Below are 20,844 nucleotides of genomic sequence, written 5' to 3' on the forward strand. Positions count from 1 at the left end.
ATTCGGATTCTGATAGCGATTCGGATTCTGATAGCGATTCGGATTCTGATAGCGATTCGGATTCGGATAGCGACTCGGATAGCGACTCGGATAGCGACTCGGATAGCGACTCTGACTCGGATAGCGATTCGGACTCGGATAGTGATTCGGACTCGGATAGTGATTCTGACAGTGACTCGGATTCTGACAGCGATTCGGACTCGGATAGCGATTCGGATTCGGACAGCGATTCGGACTCGGACAGTGACTCGGATTCGGATAGCGACTCGGACTCGGATAGCGACTCTGACTCGGACAGCGATTCGGATTCTGACAGCGACTCAAGTCATGACACTACGGACGACTTAGACGACGATAATCACAACAATAATTCTTCAAACAGCCATGCAAAAGATCATCACAATAATCAATCAGCATTACCTGATACTGGTGAAATGGGTGCAAATTCAGCAGCATTTGGTACAATGTTTGCAGGATTAGGTTCGTTACTTCTATTCGGTCGTAAAAAGAAACGTAAAGAAGACTAAGTTCAAGCATTAAAAAAGAGGGGTGCGCCCCTCTTTTTTGTACCTATTAAATAAAGCGACGATTTCGTACATGGCTACGTACTGAATCGTCGCTTTGTTGTGCTGTTATTATTTAGTTATCCGTTACATCATCATATATGGTCCAATGTCGATGCGTAACGCCAGTTTTTCTTGTTCGTAACGCTCATGATAATAATCATCCAAGTAGCGTAATGCATTGATTAACCCCGGTTCACTTTTGTATTTTAATAAAATTTGAAAGCGAAATTCATTGTTAATTCTTGAGAGTGCCGCTGGGGCTGGTCCTAATATAAAGGCGCGTTCTGTCAGATGTTGCAGTAATATTTGATGAACGTGCGTCGCTGCTTGTAGCGCTACTTTCATTTTTTCATGTGTAATTGTAAAGTTAATCAAATAAAAATAAGGTGGGTACTTGGCTAATTGACGGAATCGCATTTCCTTATCATAAAAAGCTAAATAATCATTCGCTTGTACGTCTTCTATCGCATAATGATCTGGGTTGTACGTTTGAATGATGACTTCCCCTTTTTTCTTATGGCGTCCAGCACGCCCGGCAACTTGGGTTAAAATCTGATATGTTCGTTCACTGGAGCGAAAGTCTGGTAAATTGAGCATCGTATCTGCGTTCAGTACGCCGACTAATGTGATGTTCGGAAAATCTAATCCTTTCGCAATCATCTGTGTCCCAAGGAGTATATCGCCTTTCCCGTCTCCAAAGTCTTTCAACAATTTTTCGTGACTGCCTTTTTTACTCGTCGTATCAACGTCCATACGGATAATGCGTGCGGATGGAAAACGTTCTTGTATCAACTCTTCCACACGCTGTGTCCCTGTTCCCATTTGTCGAATATGTTCACTCCCACAGCTTGGACATTGGAAAGGTGCAGGTTCATGGTAACCACAGTAATGACATTTCAACTCATCCGTCGTTTTATGATATGTCATTGAAATATCACAGTTTGGACATTGTGGGACATGACCACAATCACGACATAACATAAATGACGCATAGCCACGTCGATTTAAAAATAGTACGACTTGTTCTTGCTTTTCTAATCGTGTCTCAATCGCTTGTGCCAAGTCTTCTGAAAAGATCGAGCGATTCCCATTTGCGAGTTCTTCACGCATATCTCGAATACGTATATCTGGCAACGGTTGCTGATTCACACGTGTTGGCATAGATAATAAAGTATAAACATTTTTCGACGCACGTGCATAGCTTTCTAAGCTTGGTGTGGCACTCCCTAAAACAAGTGGACATTGATGATATTGACTGCGCCACTCTGCGATTTCTTTCGCATGATAACGTGGATAATCTTCTTGCTTATATGTCGCTTCATGTTCTTCATCTATAATAATCACACCAAGATTTTTAAATGGCGCAAACACACTTGATCGTGCACCAACGCTTACACGTGCGCGGCCATCTCGTATTTTTTGCCATTCATCATAACGTTCGCCATGTGATAAGCCTGAATGTAGTACAGCCACTTCATCACCGAAACGACGTTTAAACCGCTGCACCATTTGCGGTGTCAATGCGATTTCCGGTACGAGCATCATCGCTTCTTGACCCCGTTCAAGTACGCAATCAATGATTTGTAAATAGACTTCTGTTTTTCCAGAACCTGTCACGCCGTGTAGTAAAAATGTCTCAGCTCGTTGGTCTTCAGCCGCTTCGTTAATTTGATCAAAGGCAACTTGTTGTTCATCCGTCAATTGACGTTTTTGTTCTTGTTCAAAAATACGCCCTTCATATGGATCACGTTCAACGACAACATCGTATTTTTCAATAATACCATTACGCTCTAACGTATTAATGGCTGATGTAGAAAAGTTCATGTCTTTCAATTCACGCAATGATACGTCACGATGTTGTTCGTCTAATAAAAACGCCAACACGTCATATTGTTTCGGTCGTTTCTCCAAATCTAGCAACACACTATCGCCCATTTCAGGCTCGACAACACGTACGGCACGCTGTTTCTTTTTGCCAGTATGTTGTGATAGCAGCGTCACTTCTCGCACTGCCCCTTGTTTCATATAGTGCAATAACTCAGCCACATCCTCATTGCTTTGCGCCGTTTTATACGGATAAATGCCCTCTCGATTAAAACGATGCAACAGCTGTTCAGGTAAACAATCGGGTTCAACCAATTCAAAGACTTTTGTATATTTCGCTTTCATCGCACTTGGCAACATTGCTTCCAACATAGAAATACGTTTTGCGACAAAGTAATGGCTATACCATTCGCTTAACTTAACGAGTTCCTCTGTTAGCTCAGGTTGAATATCTTTCACTTCATAAATAGGTTTTAAGCGATTGATTTCAATATCAGTTTCAGCGTCTGATACAAGTTGCATAACATATCCTTGAATTTTACGTGGACCAAATGGCACGAGTACGCGTACGCCCGGTTGAATAACATCTAATAAATCTTCTGGCACAATATAATCAAATGTTCGATCCACACTTTTGGCGGCAACGTCTACAATGACTTGTGCGATCATACACGCCAGCTACTTTCTAACGCTGCTAAAATTTTAAAAGCAAGTTCAGATTTTGGCCCTTTTTCAAGTGTTTGTGCATCGCCATTTTTAAAATACAATGTCACTTCATTATCGTCAGAGTTAAACCCAATGGAACGGTCGCCAACATTATTCGCAATAATCACGTCCGCATTTTTACGTTCTAACTTTTGTTGGGCATAGTGTGCGACGTTTTGTGTTTCTGCCGCAAAGCCAACAAGCATTTGATGTGTTTTATGTTCACCTAAATATTTTAAAATATCTTGTGTACGCTCAAACTCAACCGTTACATTGCCATCTTGTTTTTTCATTTTATGTTCTAATTTATTCACAGGTGTATAATCTGAAACAGCTGCTGTTTTGAATACGACATCTTGAGCGTCATAGCGTGACACAACCGCTTCGAACATTTCCTTTGCACTTGTTACTGAAACAAATGTTACGCCTTCTGGTGGTGTTAAATAGGTCGGTCCTGACACTAACGTCACATGCGCCCCTTGTGCCACTAAAGCCGCTGCAATCGCGTAGCCCGTCTTACCAGACGCACGATTAGACACGAAACGAACCGGATCAATTTCTTCCACAGTAGGTCCAGCCGTAATTAATACATGTTTGCCCGTGAAATAACTGTCAACCTTCTTCGCTAGTGCCGCTTCTTGCGGTGCATGCAGTTGTTTCAAACCAGCAATAATATCTAAAGGTTCTGCCATGCGCCCTTTCGCAATATAGCCACATGCTAAGAAACCTTCTCCCGGCTCAATAAAGTGATAACCATCGGCTTTAAGCGTTGCCATATTGGCTTGGATACGTGGATTTTCATACATATGAACATTCATAGCGGGTGCAATTAATTTCGGCGTTGTCGTCGCAAGCAACGTTGTTGAGACCATATCATCTGCCAAACCGTGACTCAATTTAGAAATGATATTCGCAGTTGCCGGTGCAATAATAATCGCATCTGCCCAATCGCCTAATGTGATATGTTGAATTTCTGCAGGATTTTGTTCCATAAACGTATCTGTATACACAGCGTTACGGCTTATCGCTTGAAAAGATAACGGTGTAACGAACTGTTGCGCATGTTCCGTTAACATTACACGTACATCATAGCCCGCTTGTGTCAATTTACTCGTCAAATCAATCGCTTTATAGGCTGCGATACCACCCGTCACCGCTAATAAAATGTTCTTCATAGTTTCACTCCTGATTTATAGACTCTTATGTGCATTATAATATATTTAACATGATATTTCATAAAAATGGGTACAGTAATTGAGCCAAAAACACCTACCATTTGAGTAGAACTCCTATCTATATCACCAATAGCTGTTTCTAATAGATCTTCACATACATCAGCACGAACAATTGATACCCATTTCGATAAAAAAGCGAGAACGCCCTATTGTAGTATGTATTTAGAGTCGTGAAGGGATCGCTTCTATTGCGAGACGCCTTGCAGAGTGAGCCGAAGTGAGAAATCCAGAAACGCTTCTTAATGCTTCAAATTAAAGCGTTTATTAGTTCGAGCGAGGCCTGCAGGAAAGCGAGCAATAAAAAAACGATGATACTGAAAAAGCGCACAACCCATCAAGATTGTACACTTAGACATGATCAGCTATTACATATATGAAATTACGGTAAAAAACTAGGTACTTTAAATTATCTATCCACCACAGAAGATGGACAGCCCAAAAAAAAGACTCAGCTCTTTATACTCAAGCCAAGTCTTCATCATTTATAATTAGTAATCTTTTAAGTCTACGTTAGGCACAACTTTACTTACAGCCATTTCTTCCAATGCACGACCGACAGTTTTCTTGCTTGTGTAGTTATCTAACAACAAGCCTTCTGGGTTCTCTTGAATCTCTCTTGCACGTTTTGCGGCAGTAGTTGCGATTAAATATTTTGAATTAATCTTATCTTGTAATTGATGTAACGGTGGATATAACATTACTTTTTAGCCTCCAATAACATTTTTCGATATTTTGCTTCGATGCGTTCACGCTTCAGATGTTCTGCTTCAACAATCGACTGAATACGGTCTTTCGCTAAGTCTACTTCATCGTTAACAACGACATAGTCATACAAGTTCATCATTTCAACTTCCTTGCGTGCTTCATCGACACGACGTTGAATCTTTTCAGATGACTCTGTCCCACGACCAATCAAACGCTCTTTGAGATGATCGAGACTTGGTGGCGCTAAAAAGATAAACAGTGCGTCTGGAAACTTCTTGCGCACTTGTTTCGCACCTTCCACTTCAATCTCAAGAAAAACATCATGTCCTTCATTCATTGTATCTTTCACATATTGAACAGGCGTTCCATAGTAGTTGCCGACATACTCTGCGTACTCAATAAAAGCATCTTGTTCAATAAGTTGTTCAAATGCGTCACGGGTTTTAAAGAAATAATCCACGCCATCTTGTTCGCCCTCGCGCATATCACGTGTCGTCATCGAGATTGAATATTTATAAGATGTGTTTGGATCATCGAAAATACGTTTTCTAACAGTTCCCTTCCCCACACCGGAGGGACCTGACAGAACGATAAGTAAGCCTTTTTCAGTATCCATGCCTAACGACCTTTCTACGTTATTCTTCTAGTTATTACAATATCTTAACATAAGTTGATTTCACTTGTATAGGGCGATTATTACAACACCTGTCGCTTTCAAGCAGTTCGCACACACTTAGTACAGTCATTTCATTTTTAGAAAAAGCTTCTGTATGGTTTTAAAAATTTGTGAAAACACATCTCACTTTAGACACCCACTGCGATTTACTCATTTGTCGCCCTATGTACAAGATTGCTGATTTTTACGCCGTTCTAAACGCTGAAAACTCGAATGCGGTACGGGATATGTTATAATGATGAGATGAAAAATCATTGAAAGGTGGCAAAGCATTATGGCATTTGATGGCCTCTTTACGAGAAAAATGGTAGCTGATTTACAAAGTTTGGTAGGTGGACGTATCCATAAAATTAATCAGCCAGAAAACGATACAGTGCTTATGGTCATTCGACAACATCGCAAAAACCATCAATTGCTGTTGTCAATCCACCCTAACTTTGCACGTATCCACCTGACAACGAAAAAATATGACAATCCGTTTGAGCCGCCGATGTTTGCACGTGTATTCCGTAAACATTTAGAAGGTGGCATCGTACGTGCGATACGTCAAATTGATAACGACCGACGTGTTGAAATTGATGTAGAAAGCAAAGACGAAATTGGCGATACAATTTTTAGAACCGTTATTTTAGAAATTATGGGAAAACATAGTAATCTGATTTTAGTGAATGAAGATTATAAAATTATTGAAGGCTTTAAACATCTTACACCGAATACGAACCAATATCGCACAGTTATGCCGGGATTCCAATACGAAGGCCCACCTGCACAAAATAAGCAGAATCCATATGATTACAAAGGGGCGGATGTTTTACAGTTTATTGACTTCAACGCTGGACGTATTAATCGTCAGCTACTCCAAACGTTTGAAGGCTTCTCACCGCTTATTACGAAAGAAATCGTGTCACGCAGACATTTTATGACGCCGCACACATTGCCAGAAGCGTTTGACGAAGTAATGGCAGCAACTGAAGCAGAACCCGTCCCTGTTTTTCATAAAAATCATGAAACAGGTAAAGAAGATTTTTATTTTATGACACTGTCACAATTCGATGATGATGTTGTACACTTTGCGTCACTCCACGAACTGCTCGACCGCTTTTATGATGCACGTGGCGAACGTGCGCGTGTAAAACAGCGTGCGAATGACCTTGTGAAGCTCGTACAACAACTGCTACAAAAATATCAAAACAAGCACAGTAAGTTGATTGACGAACAACTAGGTACGCAAGAAAAAGAAACGCAACAGCTCTACGGCGAATTGATTACTGCTAATATTTATCAGTTGAAACAAGGCGATAAAACATTAGATGCGTTGAACTACTATACGGGCGAACAAGTAACGATCCCGTTGAATACGATGAAGTCCCCTGCTGAAAACGCACAGTATTATTACAAGCAGTACAATCGAATGAAAACACGTGAACGTGAGTTGACACACCAGCTTCAATTAACAGAAGAAAACATTCAATACTTTGAAAATATCGAGCAACAGCTAGCACATATTACCGTAGATGATATTGATGAAATACGTGAGGAATTGGCAGAACAAGGCTATATTCGCCAACGAAAACAGCATAAGAAAAAGAAAACTAGTGCGGTTAAATTACAAACGTATCAGTCTACAGATGGCGATACGATTCTTGTCGGTAAAAACAACAAACAAAATGATTATTTAACGAATAAACGCGCACAAAAATCACATTATTGGTTCCATACGAAAGACTTTCCAGGCAGTCATGTCGTGATATTAAATGACCAGCCAACAGAACAAACGATTGATGAAGCCGCAATGATTGCAGCTTACTTTTCAAAAGCCGGTCAATCAGGTCAAATCCCCGTCGACTATACACAAATTCGACACGTGCATAAGCCGAGCGGTGCAAAACCTGGTTTTGTGACATATGATAACCAAAAAACACGCTATGCGACGCCAGATTACGATAAAATTCAAGCGTTAAAACAAAAAGAGTCTTAACGCTTACTTATCTTAAATACCAACGTAGGAATAACCAACCGCCACCGAGAATGGCTAACATAGCCAAAATTGGAATTAATAAATGCATACTAATCATAAACGATAACCTCCCAATATGATTTAACCTTATTGTAACTGGTTATTGAAGGAAGTAAAAGCATAAGCCTATGCGGAAGTGTTTCGGATTCGAGCAAAACCTGAGCATTGCGCAAATATGTGATTAGAAAGTGACTAGGACATAGGAAAAATTCTTTAAGTAAGTGAGCCAATACATGTAAATGGCACTAGGTGTCTGAAGTGAAAATGCGTTTTAACAAACTGTGGGAGCACTACAGAAACCTTAGTTTTGTCGTCCCGCTCCCTAATCCAATCAAATGATAAAGGAGTCTATCTCATGCAAATCCCAAAAATTACGACGTTTTTAATGTTTAATGGCGATGCAGAAGCCGCAATTCAAAAATACACATCATTATTTGAATATAGCGAGATTATTACGATGGTCAAATACGATGACAGTACGCCTGAACAAGCGGGCAAAGTGCAACATGCGATTTTCACATTGAACAATCAAGTGTTTATGGCGATTGATAATGTGAACGGCACACCGATTGACATGACACCTGCAATGTCTATGTATGTGACTGTGAAAGATGTTTTTGAAATGGAACGTTTATTTAATGGCCTTAAAGACGGTGGTGCGATTTTAATGCCGAAAACAGCAATGCCACCACAATATCGCGAGTTTGCGTGGGTACAGGATAAGTTTGGCGTCAACTTCCAACTTGCCCTACCCGAACAACAGAAATAACATTTGGTATAGAAAAAAGACCTCCAGTTTGGGGTCTTTTTTCGTTACTATAAAGTAATGATATGTGGTTTTGTTTGCGCATCGTGGTTTGCTAACGCTTCGATACAATTTTGATCAGCGGCTGTTTTGCGCACCCAATTTAATGATGCTTGTGCGTCTTTTTTGTTATCTAACACACCCGGTAAAATATTTTCTTCCCACGATTTATTCGCATAGCCGACATCAGCGGCAAGCAATACGAAGCGGTCATCTTTTTCATTTTTCACCATTGTGGCACATAAGCCTTTACTGTGACCTGGGCACCAAATCATTTGAACCGTTTGATCACCAAATAAATCAAATGAGTAGCCTTTTGGTCCTAAGCCTGTATGTGATAGTGGGAATGTATTTAATTCTACGCCTTTCCATTCATGTGGAAGATAATGTAATTTATCCTTTTTGATCGCTTTGTACTCCGGTTCGCTTAATAAAATATTTTTGGCGTCTTTGACATGTCTAAGGCCGTCTGCATGATCACAATGCATATGACTCATTAATACGTAATCAATATCTTTCGGTTCATAGCCGAGTTGCTTTAATTGTTCATGTACTGCCTTATTTGCTGGTAAATACGCTTTATTGACTGGATATTGGAACAACAAGTTTCTCATTTGTTTCGTTCTATTATCAGTATGCCAACCAGTATCGATTAAAATTAACCCTTTCGGATGTTCAATTAAGTAAACTGACACTGGAATGCTAATTTGATGTTGCTTTGAACGGAATAAACCTGTCCAAGCGAGTGGTCTATTTGATTCGTAACCAAATGGTAGTGCTTCATCAACAATAACTTCCCCAGTATGTAGTACGTGAATTTTAATATCATTTGTCATTTTTTCTCTCTCCTTGATTCATTAACTGATTGATTTCATGCATATATGAAAAAAATGCGCTGGCTTGCGAGTCATCTAAATTCAATTTATTCATAAACCCTTCATAAAGCAGCTGTTGCCTTTCTTGATAAAACGCTTTGCCTTCATCTGTTAATGTGATGACTTTTTCTCGTTTATCTGATGAGTTAAGTCGTTTCACGAAACCTTTGTCTTCAAGCTTTTTAATTCTTTTAGAAACAGCAGTTTTATAGACACCTTGTTTTTCTGCAATCGTCTTTAACGGTAATTGCTTATGCTTGAGTAATAGTTTGAAGACCCCTAATTGCTCTCGTGAAATCATAATGTTTTGTTCTTCAATCACTTCATTAATCAGCTGATTCACTTTGATAAAGGTTAGATGCATTTCATTAAACTGTTCAAAGCTAAATTTATCCATCTCTCTCCTCCTTTGACATATAGTACACCTAGGTGTACTATATGTCAAATAAGAAAAACGCTAAGCACATCTTTCTCAGATACGTTTAGCGTTTTCGTTTATCTTATAATGCGTTGCGCCATGCGACTAATGTTTCAATATCGTCCGCAGTAATTTTCCCTTGTGCTTCAGCGACTTCAATTAATTCATCATAGTTGCTGATTGTATAAAATGGTACGCCTGCTTCACCAAACATGTCGTCTGCTTTTTGTAAGCCATATGTGAAGATAGCAACGACACCTAATACGTCCGCACCTGCTTCACGCAATGCTTCTACCGCTGTAATAGATGAACCACCTGTTGAAATTAAGTCTTCAATCACAACAACTTTTTTCCCTTTGCTGTTAGCGCCTTCGATTTGATTTTGTTTCCCATGGCTTTTACTTTTTGAACGTACGTAGTTCATCGGTAAGTTCATTTTATCAGAGACGTAAGCAGCATGTGGAATACCTGCTGTCGCTGTACCTGATACGATTTCTACCTCTGGAAAATGTTGCTCAATCAATTCTGTTAAACCGTCACGAATTGCTTCACGTACTGCTGGAAAACCTAAAGTTACTCGGTTGTCACAATAAATAGGTGATTTAATACCTGAGCTCCATGTAAACATGTCATTCGGTGATAATGACACTGCTTCAATATCTAATAATGATTGTGCAATTGCTTTTACCATTCACTTAACCAACTTTCTTTAATTTGATGATAACTTGCGACCGGATCACTGCTTTGCGTAATCGGTCTACCTACAACGATATGTGTTGATCCGAACTGTCTCGCTTGTTCTGGTGTCGTCACACGCTTCTGATCATTCACGTCTGCATTAGCCGGACGCACACCCGGTGTCACTTTCAAAAATGACGTACCACAGTGTTCAGTGATCGCAGCCGCTTCAAGTGGTGAACACACGACACCATCCAAACCTGACTGCTGGGCCAATTTCGCATAATGACAAACTGCTTCTTCCATCGACATCTCAATCTTTTGTTCGTTATGCAGTTGTGCTTCTGTCGTTGACGTCAGTTGTGTTACAGCGATAATCTTTGTATCAGGGTTAGTGCTACGTAATCCTTCGACCGCACGTTGCATCATTTCAGTACCACCTGCCGCGTGTACGTTCACAAGGTCGACATTCAAACGTCCAAGTCCTGCCATCGCTTTGCCAACGGTGTTCGGAATATCATGAAGTTTCAAGTCCAAGAAAATATCATGACCTTGTTGCTTAATTTCTTCCAATAGTGCAGGGCCTGTTTGATAGAACAGTTCCATGCCAATCTTTACAAACAACGGTTCATCAAAACGTGCAAGGAATGTCATTACTTCTTCCTTTGTCGCAAAGTCCAATGCGATAATCGGTGTACGTTTCATTTAGGCAAGCCCTCCTTGTGTACGTCCTTTAAGTTCATGAATATGTGTCACGCCAAGTTCATCCAAACGGGCTGGCAACGCGTCAATCAAGTCTTTACATACGGTTGGATTTTGGAAGTTGGCTGTACCGACAGCGACTGCGTCTGCCCCTACAGAAATAAAGTCAATCACGTCTTGAACATCTTGCACGCCGCCCATTGCGATAATCGGCATATCTGGCAATGCTTTACGCACTTCATATACCATACGCAATGCGACAGGTTTAATGGCTGGGCCACTCAATCCACCGATAATATTGTTAATAATCGGTTTACCCGTATTGGCGTCAATGCGTAAGCCGACTAACGTGTTAATCATCGTTAAGCCATCCGCATATTCAGCGATTGCTGTCGCCATTTCAACAATGTTTGTCACATTCGGCGATAACTTCACGTAAACAGGCACTGATGAAACGGCCTTTACTTTACGCGTCAATTCAGCTGCCACTTGTGGATCGACGCCAAACTGCATACCACCTTCTTTTACATTTGGACATGAAATGTTTAATTCTAACGCTTTCACATTCGGTGCTTTAGAAATATGTTCTGCAACGTACACGTAGTCTTCTTCTACAGAGCCTGCAACGTTCGCAATAATCGGCACATCGTATTGTTCCAGTGCTTTTAGCTCATGTTCTAAAATATGGTGGACGCCCGGGTTTTGTAACCCAATCGCATTAATCATGCCGCTATCCGTTTCAGCAACACGTGGCGTTTCATTGCCAAAGCGTGCTTCTTTTGTTGCCGCTTTAATCATGATTGCCCCTAACTCCGACAAATCATAAAACTGACTGTACTCCGCACCAAACGCAAAACAACCACTCGCTGGCATAATCGGGTTTTTAAGTGATAAACCTGGGATTTCAACATTCAATCGACTCATAGTACCACCGTTCCTTTTTCAAATACTGGGCCATCTGTACATACTTTGACATAGTCAGTTGGGCTATCTGGTACGTGGCAAACACATGCATAACATGCCCCAATACCGCATCCCATACGTTCTTCTAATGAAATGTAACCCGGCACATCTTTCAACGTATCCATTTCAGTCAGTGCCTTTAACATCGGTTTCGGGCCACATGTGTAGTACGTGTCATAATCCACTGGTAACTGATCAATGACCGTTGTTACAAAGCCTTGTGTCCCAGCTGTACCATCTTCTGTCACAATATGTGTCTCGCCGAGTGCTTCAAATTGCGCTTGATAGAACACATCTTTTTGCGAACGGAATCCTAAGACATGCACCGTTTCAATACCACGTGCATTCAATTGTTTTGAGAGTTCGTAAAGCGGTGGCACACCAATTCCGCCACCAATAAGCAATGCTTTTTGCTTCGCTTTGTCTACTGGGAAGCCATTGCCAAGAGGTGCTAAAATGTCTAATTCATCTCCTTGGCGCAGTGCTGCAATCTTCTGTGTTCCTGCACCTTCCGCACGAAACAACATCGTAAAACTTTCATTTGCTGGATCAATCTCACAAATTGATATTGGACGTCGCAACATATGCTGAGTCCCTTGCCCTGCTTTAATATGGACGAACTGTCCCGGTTGCTTTAATGATACCACAACCGGCCCAGCTACTTTCAATTCATAAATACGATCTGCAATTTGTTCATTTGAAATGACTGTTAACTTTTCCACCGCTTTCGTCCCTCCTACATATTACGCATTGAAAATGTCATGCTTTCAATCACGTTCGTTAATGCATTTGCTGTATCTAAAGATGTTAAACAAGGTACGCCGTTCTCTACTGATGTACGACGGATTTGGAAACCATCGCGTTCAATCGTTTTACCTTTCGTCATCGTGTTAATAACAATTTGTACATCGCCTGCTTGTATTTTTGAAATTAAGTCGTCGTGACCGCCGATTTTACCGACAGTTTCTACTTTAATATCATGTTCTGCTAATTTTTTCGCAGTCCCTGCTGTTGCGATAATTTTGTAGCCGACTGCATTCAAGCGTTGTGCGATTTTAACCATTTCGTCTTTGTCTTTATCGCTTACTGTAATTAATGCTGTACCATAATCTTTCACAGTCATGCCCGCAGCTGTTAAGCCTTTGAACAATGCTTTTTCAAGCGTTAAGTCACGCCCCATCACCTCCCCTGTTGATTTCATTTCAGGTCCAAGTGTAATATCGACGTTTTTCAGCTTGTTAAAACTAAAGACTGGTGCTTTTACAAACACGCCTTCTTGGTAAGGTTGCACACCTTGTTTGAAACCAAGATCAGCTAATTTCTCGCCTATAATCGCACGCATAGCAAGTTGTGCCATTTGAATGCCTGTAATCTTACTTAAAAATGGTACGGTACGGCTCGCACGTGGATTCACTTCAAGTACGTATACACCGTCGTGTGCTAAGACAAATTGAATGTTGATTAATCCGACAATGTTTAAACCTTTTGCCAACTTGATTGTGTACGCTTCTAACGTATCAATCTCCTCTTGTGACAACGTTTGTGGTGGATATACCGCAATTGAGTCACCTGAGTGAACCCCTGCACGTTCGATATGCTCCATAATACCTGGGATAATCACTGTTTCGCCGTCACAAATCGCATCGACTTCAATTTCTTTACCTGTTAAGTAACGGTCGACAAGTACTGGATGATCTGGACTCGCTTTTACCGCTTCTGTCATATAATTGTGTAACTCATCATCATTATAGACGATTTCCATCGCACGTCCGCCAAGTACATATGATGGACGGACAACGACTGGGTAACCGATTTCTCGAGCATTATCTAACGCTTCTTGTGCAGATGTCGCTGTTTTCCCTTTTGGTTGTGGCACATCAATATTGCGTAATAGTGCTTCAAATTCTTTACGGTCTTCCGCACGGTTTAAGTCTTCTAATGACGTTCCTAAAATTTTCACACCGTGTTTCGCTAATTTTTCGGCTAAATTAATCGCTGTTTGTCCACCGAACTGCACGACAACCCCTTTAGGCTGCTCAAGATTAATAATGTTCATCACATCTTCTTCTGTAAGTGGTTCAAAATACAACTTATCAGAAATTGAGAAGTCTGTTGATACTGTTTCTGGGTTGTTGTTGACGATGATCGCTTCATATCCTGCATTTTGGATAGCCCATACCGCATGCACTGTTGCGTAGTCAAACTCTACCCCTTGACCGATACGAATTGGACCTGAGCCAAGCACGATAATTTTTTCTTTTTCTGTTACAATGGATTCATTTTCTTCTTCGTACGTGCCATAGTAGTATGGCGTTGCCGATTCAAACTCTGCCGCACACGTGTCAACCATTTTGTATACAGGTTGAATGCCGTGTTCTTGACGTAGTGCAACCACTTCTTCTTCCGTCATTTCAAAGCGGTGTGCAATTGTACGGTCACTAAAGCCATAACGTTTCGCCAAGCGTAAGTAATCAATATCGCCTTTGTTATCTTTCAACGTATGTTCGATATCAATGATATTTTTAAATTTATGCAAGAAGAAGTAATCAATTTTTGTCATTTCATGCAGTTCTTCTAACGTTGTACCACGACGAATCGCCTCGCCGATAAAGAACAGACGCTCATCGTCTTGCGCTTCAATACGCTTTTTAATGTAATCTAAGTCGAATGATTCACCATTCGGAAGGCCGAGGTGGTGTACGCCGTATTCCAATGAACGAATCGCTTTGAGTAGTGATTCTTCGTACGTGCGTCCGATAGACATAACTTCCCCTGTCGCCTTCATTTGCGTACCCAGTTCACGCTCACCTTTTTCAAATTTATCGAATGGGAAACGTGGAATTTTAGATACAACATAGTCTAAGCTCGGTTCAAACGCCGCATATGATGTCCCTGTTACTGGGTTTTTCATCTCATCTAACGTCATACCTACTGCAATTTTCGCTGCCAATTTCGCAATTGGGTAACCTGTCGCTTTAGACGCAAGTGCTGATGAACGTGATACACGTGGATTTACTTCGATAATGTAGTAATTCATCGAATGTGGATCTAACGCTAACTGAACGTTACAACCCCCTTCAATGCCTAACGCACGAATCACTTTCAATGAGACATCACGTAACATTTGATATTCCACGTCTGACAACGTTTGACTCGGTGCAACAACGACTGAGTCCCCTGTATGAATACCGACTGGGTCGATATTTTCCATGTTACATACAACGATGGCGTTATCATTTTTATCACGCATTACTTCATATTCAATCTCTTTATACCCTGCAATTGATTTTTCGATTAAACATTGCGTCGCTGGACTATATTTCAGACCGTTTGATACAACTTCGTGCAGTTCTTCATCGTTGTAACAAATACCGCCGCCTGTACCACCCATTGTAAAGGCTGGACGGACGATTAATGGATAGCCGACCTGTTCTTTAAACGCAAATGCTTGTTCAAGTGTGTTAACAATATCACTTTCTGGCACGGGTACGTCCAAATCATTCATTAAAGCACGGAACAACTCTCTATCTTCCGCTTGATTAATTGACGCAAGTTCTGTACCGAGCAGTTGCACGTTGTTAGATTCGAGAACACCACTTTCATGCAATTCAATCGCCATGTTCAACCCTGTTTGACCGCCGAGTGTTGGAAGTAAGGCATCTGGTTGTTCTTTACGAATAATACGTGCGATAAAATCATGTGTGAGTGGTTCGATATAAACTTTGTCCGCAATTTCTTTATCCGTCATAATCGTTGCTGGGTTTGAGTTAACAAGGATGACACGATAGCCTTCTTCTTTCAATGCAAGACATGCTTGTGTGCCTGCATAGTCGAATTCTGCTGCTTGACCGATAATAATCGGACCTGATCCAATTACAAGAATCGTTTGAATATCATTTCTTTTAGGCATTATGAACGCGCTCCTTTTGTTTATTTTGTTCCATTAAGTCGATAAATTGATCGAATAAATAGTTAGAGTCTGTTGGACCTGGACATGCTTCCGGATGGTATTGTACTGAAAATGCCGGTAATGTTTTATGTTTCAAGCCTTCTACTGTGCCATCGTTCAATGCGATGTGCGTAATTTCAAGATCTGTTTGTTCAATAGACGCCGCATCGATCGCATAACCGTGGTTTTGGCTCGTTAATGCGATTTTGCCAGTTGCTAAGTCTTTCACAGGATGGTTCGCCCCACGATGACCGAACTTCATTTTGAATGACGTTGCCCCTTGTGACAGTGCGAATAATTGATGTCCAAGACAAATACCGAAAAATGGAATTTTGCCTAGAATGCCATTAATCATGTCTAACGCGACTTTCACATCATCTGGATCTCCAGGGCCGTTTGATAACATCACTCCGTTTGGCGACATTTTAAGAATTTCTTCTGCTGTCGTATCATAAGGTACAACCGTTACTTCACAGCCACGTGCATTTAATTCACGCACGATATTTTGTTTTTTACCGAAGTCGACAAGTACAACACGTCTGTCTACACCAGTTGAAACGTATGGCGTTTTCGTTGAGACCGTTGGCACTTCAGTTCGTGGCAATTCAATTGTTTTCAACGTTTCAATCATTGCGTCAATTTCATCTGCGTTATCAACAAATGCCGCTTTTAGCACCCCATGTTGACGAATTTTTTTCGTAATGCTACGTGTATCGACACCGCTAATACCCGGAATGTCGTACTCTTTCAATACTTCGTCAAATGACTTTTGTGCGCGGAAGTTGCTCGGATACGCACATGCTTCTTTCACAACAACACCATTTAATGTTGGCGTTAATGATTCAAAGTCATCGTAGTTAATGCCGTAGTTGCCGATTAACGGATATGTGAATGTAATAATTTGACCTGTGTATGACGGATCTGAAATCGTTTCTTGATAACCTGTCATCGCTGTGTTAAACACAATTTCCCCTTTTGTTAAGTTATCTGAACCTAACTTAAACCCTGTATAATACGTACCATCTTCTAGAACGATATAGCGCTTTTCAAACATTATGCATGTTCCCCCTCGTATCGAATGTCACCTTCGACCATTGTTAATACTGGATTACCGTATACTTTTTCACCGATAAATGGTGTGTTTGTTGCTTTTGATAAGAAATCTTCTGCTTTAATTTCAAACTCATCTTCTAAGTTAATCAACGTTAAGTCTGCCAATTCGCCTTCAGCAAGTCGTCCATATGGTAAGTTAAACGTCTCAGCAGGCTTGATTGTTAAGTAATCTACCAATTGTTGTAACGTCCATTCGCCCGTTTTTACATAGTGTGTGTAAAGAAGCGGGAATGCCGTTTCGCTACCAACAATACCGAATGGCGCACGTGTCATCGTTTGTGCTTTTTCATCCGCTGCATGTGGTGCATGGTCTGTTGCGATACAGTCAATCGTACCGTCTAATAAGCCTTCAATTAACGCTGCTTTATCTTCTTGGCTACGTAAAGGTGGATTCATTTTGTACATGGCGTTATCGCCCGGCACATCATCTTCCGTTAATAATAAGTGGTGTGGTGTCACTTCTGCAGTTACATGAATACCTGCACGTTTCGCATCACGAATCACACGCACACTTTCTTTCGTTGATACGTGACACACGTGGTAGTGACAGCCTGTTGCTTCACTTAGTAACACATCACGTGCAATTTGAACAGATTCACAAATATTTGGAATACCCGGAATACCTAGCTCTGCACTGCGTTTCCCCTCATGCATCGCACCACCGTAAATTAAGCTGTTATCTTCACAGTGCGCAACAATCGCTTTACCTTGTGCTTTTGCCTTTTGCATCGCCTCGTACATCATCGCCGCTTTTTGTACACCAACACCGTCATCTGTAAAAGCAAACGCCCCTTCTTTTGTTAAAGCTTCAAAGTCAACATGTTGCTTGCCTGCTTGACGTTCTGTAATCGCTGCGTATGGTAATACACGAACATGTGCGTTATCCGCAATTAACTGGTTTAATCTTTCCATGTTTTCAACTGAGTCTGGCACAGGTTTTGTATTTGGCATTGGACATACCGTTGTAAAACCACCACGTGCTGCTGCAAGTGTCCCCGTCTCAATCGTTTCTTTATGCTCGCCACCTGGCTCTCTTAAATGAACATGGACGTCTACAAATCCCGGTGCTAAAAATTGCCCTTTCGCATCAATCACTGTCATCTCTTCAGTCACATCAATCGACGGTGCAATTTGTTTAATCGTCTTACCTTCGATTAACACATCTACCTTTTTCAATGATCCTGCTTCTAAAACTTGTGCATTTTGAATTAATTTCATCTTGACTCGCTCCTTTAAGATTGTATCGTTTCAGTTAACACAGCCATACGTACGTATACGCCGTTTTCCATTTGTTTAAAAATACGTGACTTCGGTGCTTCAACAAGGTGATCTGCAATTTCAACCCCGCGGTTCACAGGCGCAGGGTGCATAACGATCGCCGTGTCTTTCAATTGATCATAACGTACTTGTGAAAGACCATAACGTTCATGGTACGTCGTCGCATCAAAAGATTGTTCGCCGTCTCCATGACGTTCATGTTGTACACGGAGTAACATAACAATATCCACATCGTGAATGACATCATCTAAATCCACATATTCACCCGGCATCTCATCATCTTGCCAGATTTCTGGACTTGAGAAGACAACTTCTGCACCTAGTGCCGTTAAGCTATGGTAATTACTGCGTGCCACGCGTGAGTTTTTAATATCACCGCAAATCACAACTTTCAATCCTTTAAAACGTCCGAACTCTTCATAAATCGTCATTAAGTCTAACAAGCTTTGTGTTGGATGTTGCCCACTACCATCACCAGCATTAATAATCGGCACACCCATGTCCAACAATTGATTGTAGTAATCATTTTCTGGATGTCTAATGACGAGCGCGTCACAGCCGATACTTTGTAGCGTTCGACACGTGTCATATAGCGATTCCCCTTTGTTCACTGAAGACGTCGCCGTTTCAAAGTTGATGACTTTCATATCAAGGCGTTGTTCCGCCATTTCAAAACTACATTTCGTTCGTGTTGAGTTTTCAAAAAATAAATTTGCAATATATTTTCCGTTAAGACTAGGTTGCACTGCACCACTTTTATACGCTATCGCTGTGTCGATCACATGTTGCATTTCTTCAATCTTTAAGTTTGCCATTGAGACAAGATGTTTCATTATGGATCCTCCTTTGATAGTTAGCTATTTGTGATATTTAGCTTTTTGGTAATAACAAGTTTAAGACGATACCTGCCGTTGCAGATAATGCCATCCCTTCAATCGTTAAGTGCACACCGACATCTGATAAATTCAACATCATGTTACCAATACCGATGACAAGAATGACAGATGCAATCACTAAGTTGCGGTTCTTCGCAAAGTCGACTTGGCTTTCTACAATCATGCGTAAACCACTTGCGGCAATCGTACCGAATAGTAAGATGGAAACCCCACCCATTACCGGCGTTGGGATAGATGATACAAGCGCTGTAAACTTACCAACAAAACCGAGAATAATCGCGATGACCGCAGCGCCACCGATTACGTAGATACTGTAAATCCTTGTAATCGCAAGCACACCGATGTTTTCACCGTATGTCGTACTTGGTGGACCACCGATAATACTTGAGAACATTGTTGATACCCCGTCCCCGATAATAGAGCGATGTAGACCCGGGTCTTTAAAGAAGTTACGTCCGACAATTTTGTTAATGACCATTTGATGACCGATATGTTCACTGACTGTTACGAATACGATCGGTAACATAACCGCTACAAGCCCGATATGGAAGGACGGTTGGTAGTCCGCAAACGGAATGTAAATGTCTGGGAACTGGAACCACTTCGCTTCAGCAACCGGTTTGAAGTCCACAATTCCGAATAAAATTGCTGTGATATAGCCGACCACGATTCCGATTAACACCGGAATCAGTGAGAAGAAGCCTTTCGCAAAACCTTGTACAAGCAATGTGACGAACAATGTAATTGCCGCTACGGCCACATACGTCAAGTTATAATCTTTCATCGCACTTGAATTTTCAAACATTGCCATGTTAACAGCAGTTGGTGCTAAGCTTAGACCGATAACCATGATGACAGGTCCTACAACAACCGGTGGTAACAATTGCATGAGCCAGTTCGTACCACTTATGCGAATCGCAATACCGATGATGACGTACATCACACCACTCATGAATAAGGCAACAAGCATATCCCCTAAGCTATTCGTACTTAAGCCCGTAATAATTGGCGTAATAAAGGCGAAACTTGAGCCAAGGTAAGCCGGAATTTTTCCTTTCGTTATTAAAATATAGAGCAACGTTCCGATACCTGATGCAAGCAATGCAGAAGATACAGGTAAGCCTGTTAAGAAAGGTACTAAAACCGTTGCACCAAACATCGCAAATAAGTGCTGCAAGCTTAAAAATGCCCACTGTCCCGCATTTGGTTTTTCGTTGACATCCAGTACCGGTGTCACCGTTCGTTTAAACATTTGTTCGTTTTCCATGTTGTTCTTCCTTTCGTCATAAAAAAAGTCTCTTAACCTTGTTCGGTAAGAGACTGGTGGTGTATAACAGTATCAGAATTCTTACATATTCATCACGATTGGATACACTTAGTCCTTACCTAACTGTATCTGTCATGACACCTATGGAATCCTTCTATTGTTACAACGTACC

General features: G+C 41.1%; 18 protein-coding genes. 3 read left to right on the forward strand and 15 right to left on the reverse strand.

Translation table 11 applies throughout. The features are described from left to right. The coding region (locus TP70_RS04390; protein ID WP_044359729.1) for an LPXTG cell wall anchor domain-containing protein at positions 1-527 on the forward strand (527 nt) is incomplete at its 5' end. A 123-nt stretch (positions 528-650) separates the two neighbouring features. On the opposite strand, the gene priA is transcribed toward TP70_RS04390, so the two are convergent. The 4 genes from priA to gmk form a co-directional block, all read right to left on the reverse strand. Next, on the reverse strand, positions 651-3,059 hold the full coding sequence (gene priA, locus TP70_RS04395; RefSeq protein WP_044359731.1) for a primosomal protein N': 2,409 nt from the start codon (positions 3,057-3,059) through the stop codon (positions 651-653). Then, a complete protein-coding gene (gene coaBC, locus TP70_RS04400; protein WP_044359733.1) occupies positions 3,056-4,270 on the reverse strand; it encodes a bifunctional phosphopantothenoylcysteine decarboxylase/phosphopantothenate--cysteine ligase CoaBC in 1,215 nt (404 codons plus the stop codon). The genes priA and coaBC overlap by 4 nt, the downstream gene beginning before the upstream one ends. A gap of 548 nt (positions 4,271-4,818) precedes the next feature. Next, on the reverse strand, positions 4,819-5,028 hold the full coding sequence (rpoZ, locus tag TP70_RS04405) for a DNA-directed RNA polymerase subunit omega (protein WP_044359734.1): 210 nt from the start codon (positions 5,026-5,028) through the stop codon (positions 4,819-4,821). Further along, positions 5,028-5,651, reverse strand: a complete 624-nt coding sequence (gene gmk / locus TP70_RS04410; RefSeq protein WP_044359736.1) for a guanylate kinase — start codon at positions 5,649-5,651, stop codon at positions 5,028-5,030. The genes rpoZ and gmk overlap by 1 nt, the downstream gene beginning before the upstream one ends. A 334-nt stretch (positions 5,652-5,985) precedes the next feature. Between gmk and TP70_RS04415 the strand changes: the two genes are divergently transcribed. After that, on the forward strand, positions 5,986-7,689 hold the full coding sequence (locus TP70_RS04415) for an Rqc2 family fibronectin-binding protein (RefSeq protein ID WP_044359737.1): 1,704 nt from the start codon (positions 5,986-5,988) through the stop codon (positions 7,687-7,689). Between the two features lie 394 nt (positions 7,690-8,083). Beyond that, a complete protein-coding gene (locus TP70_RS04420) occupies positions 8,084-8,497 on the forward strand; it encodes a VOC family protein (protein WP_044359739.1) in 414 nt (137 codons plus the stop codon). Between the two features lie 47 nt (positions 8,498-8,544). On the opposite strand, the gene TP70_RS04425 is transcribed toward TP70_RS04420, so the two are convergent. From TP70_RS04425 to TP70_RS04475, 11 genes are all read right to left on the reverse strand, one after another. Then, positions 8,545-9,369, reverse strand: coding sequence for an N-acyl homoserine lactonase family protein (locus TP70_RS04425; RefSeq protein WP_044359740.1), 825 nt, complete (start codon positions 9,367-9,369; stop codon positions 8,545-8,547). Further along, positions 9,359-9,805, reverse strand: a complete 447-nt coding sequence (locus TP70_RS04430) for a MarR family transcriptional regulator (protein ID WP_044359741.1) — start codon at positions 9,803-9,805, stop codon at positions 9,359-9,361. The genes TP70_RS04425 and TP70_RS04430 overlap by 11 nt, the downstream gene beginning before the upstream one ends. 103 nt (positions 9,806-9,908) lie before the next feature. Beyond that, on the reverse strand, positions 9,909-10,517 hold the full coding sequence (pyrE, locus tag TP70_RS04435) for an orotate phosphoribosyltransferase (RefSeq protein WP_044359742.1): 609 nt from the start codon (positions 10,515-10,517) through the stop codon (positions 9,909-9,911). Then, on the reverse strand, positions 10,511-11,209 hold the full coding sequence (gene pyrF / locus TP70_RS04440; RefSeq protein WP_044359743.1) for an orotidine-5'-phosphate decarboxylase: 699 nt from the start codon (positions 11,207-11,209) through the stop codon (positions 10,511-10,513). The genes pyrE and pyrF overlap by 7 nt, the downstream gene beginning before the upstream one ends. Then, on the reverse strand, positions 11,210-12,130 hold the full coding sequence (locus tag TP70_RS04445) for a dihydroorotate dehydrogenase (RefSeq protein ID WP_044359744.1): 921 nt from the start codon (positions 12,128-12,130) through the stop codon (positions 11,210-11,212). Beyond that, positions 12,127-12,891, reverse strand: a complete 765-nt coding sequence (locus tag TP70_RS04450; RefSeq protein ID WP_044359745.1) for a dihydroorotate dehydrogenase electron transfer subunit — start codon at positions 12,889-12,891, stop codon at positions 12,127-12,129. The genes TP70_RS04445 and TP70_RS04450 overlap by 4 nt, the downstream gene beginning before the upstream one ends. Before the next feature lie 14 nt (positions 12,892-12,905). Beyond that, a complete protein-coding gene (carB, locus tag TP70_RS04455) occupies positions 12,906-16,079 on the reverse strand; it encodes a carbamoyl-phosphate synthase large subunit (protein ID WP_044359746.1) in 3,174 nt (1,057 codons plus the stop codon). Next, positions 16,072-17,172 carry a carbamoyl phosphate synthase small subunit gene (locus TP70_RS04460; protein WP_044359747.1) on the reverse strand — a complete coding sequence of 367 codons (1,101 nt, stop codon included), beginning with the start codon at positions 17,170-17,172 and terminating at the stop codon, positions 16,072-16,074. Before TP70_RS04460 ends, carB begins: the two co-directional genes overlap by 8 nt. Beyond that, entirely contained in the window at positions 17,172-18,449 is a 1,278-nt protein-coding gene (locus TP70_RS04465) for a dihydroorotase (protein WP_044359749.1), read from the reverse strand. The genes TP70_RS04460 and TP70_RS04465 overlap by 1 nt, the downstream gene beginning before the upstream one ends. A 14-nt stretch (positions 18,450-18,463) precedes the next feature. Then, positions 18,464-19,342 (reverse strand): aspartate carbamoyltransferase catalytic subunit, encoded by an 879-nt coding sequence (locus TP70_RS04470; protein WP_044359751.1) that lies wholly within the window; start codon positions 19,340-19,342, stop codon positions 18,464-18,466. Positions 19,343-19,379: 37 nt separating this feature from the next. After that, positions 19,380-20,672 (reverse strand): uracil-xanthine permease family protein, encoded by a 1,293-nt coding sequence (locus tag TP70_RS04475; protein WP_044359753.1) that lies wholly within the window; start codon positions 20,670-20,672, stop codon positions 19,380-19,382. Between the last annotated feature and the right edge of the window lie 172 nt (positions 20,673-20,844).

Origin of the sequence: Staphylococcus microti, assembly GCF_000934465.1 — a bacterium.
In the GTDB taxonomy this organism is placed as follows: domain Bacteria; phylum Bacillota; class Bacilli; order Staphylococcales; family Staphylococcaceae; genus Staphylococcus; species Staphylococcus microti.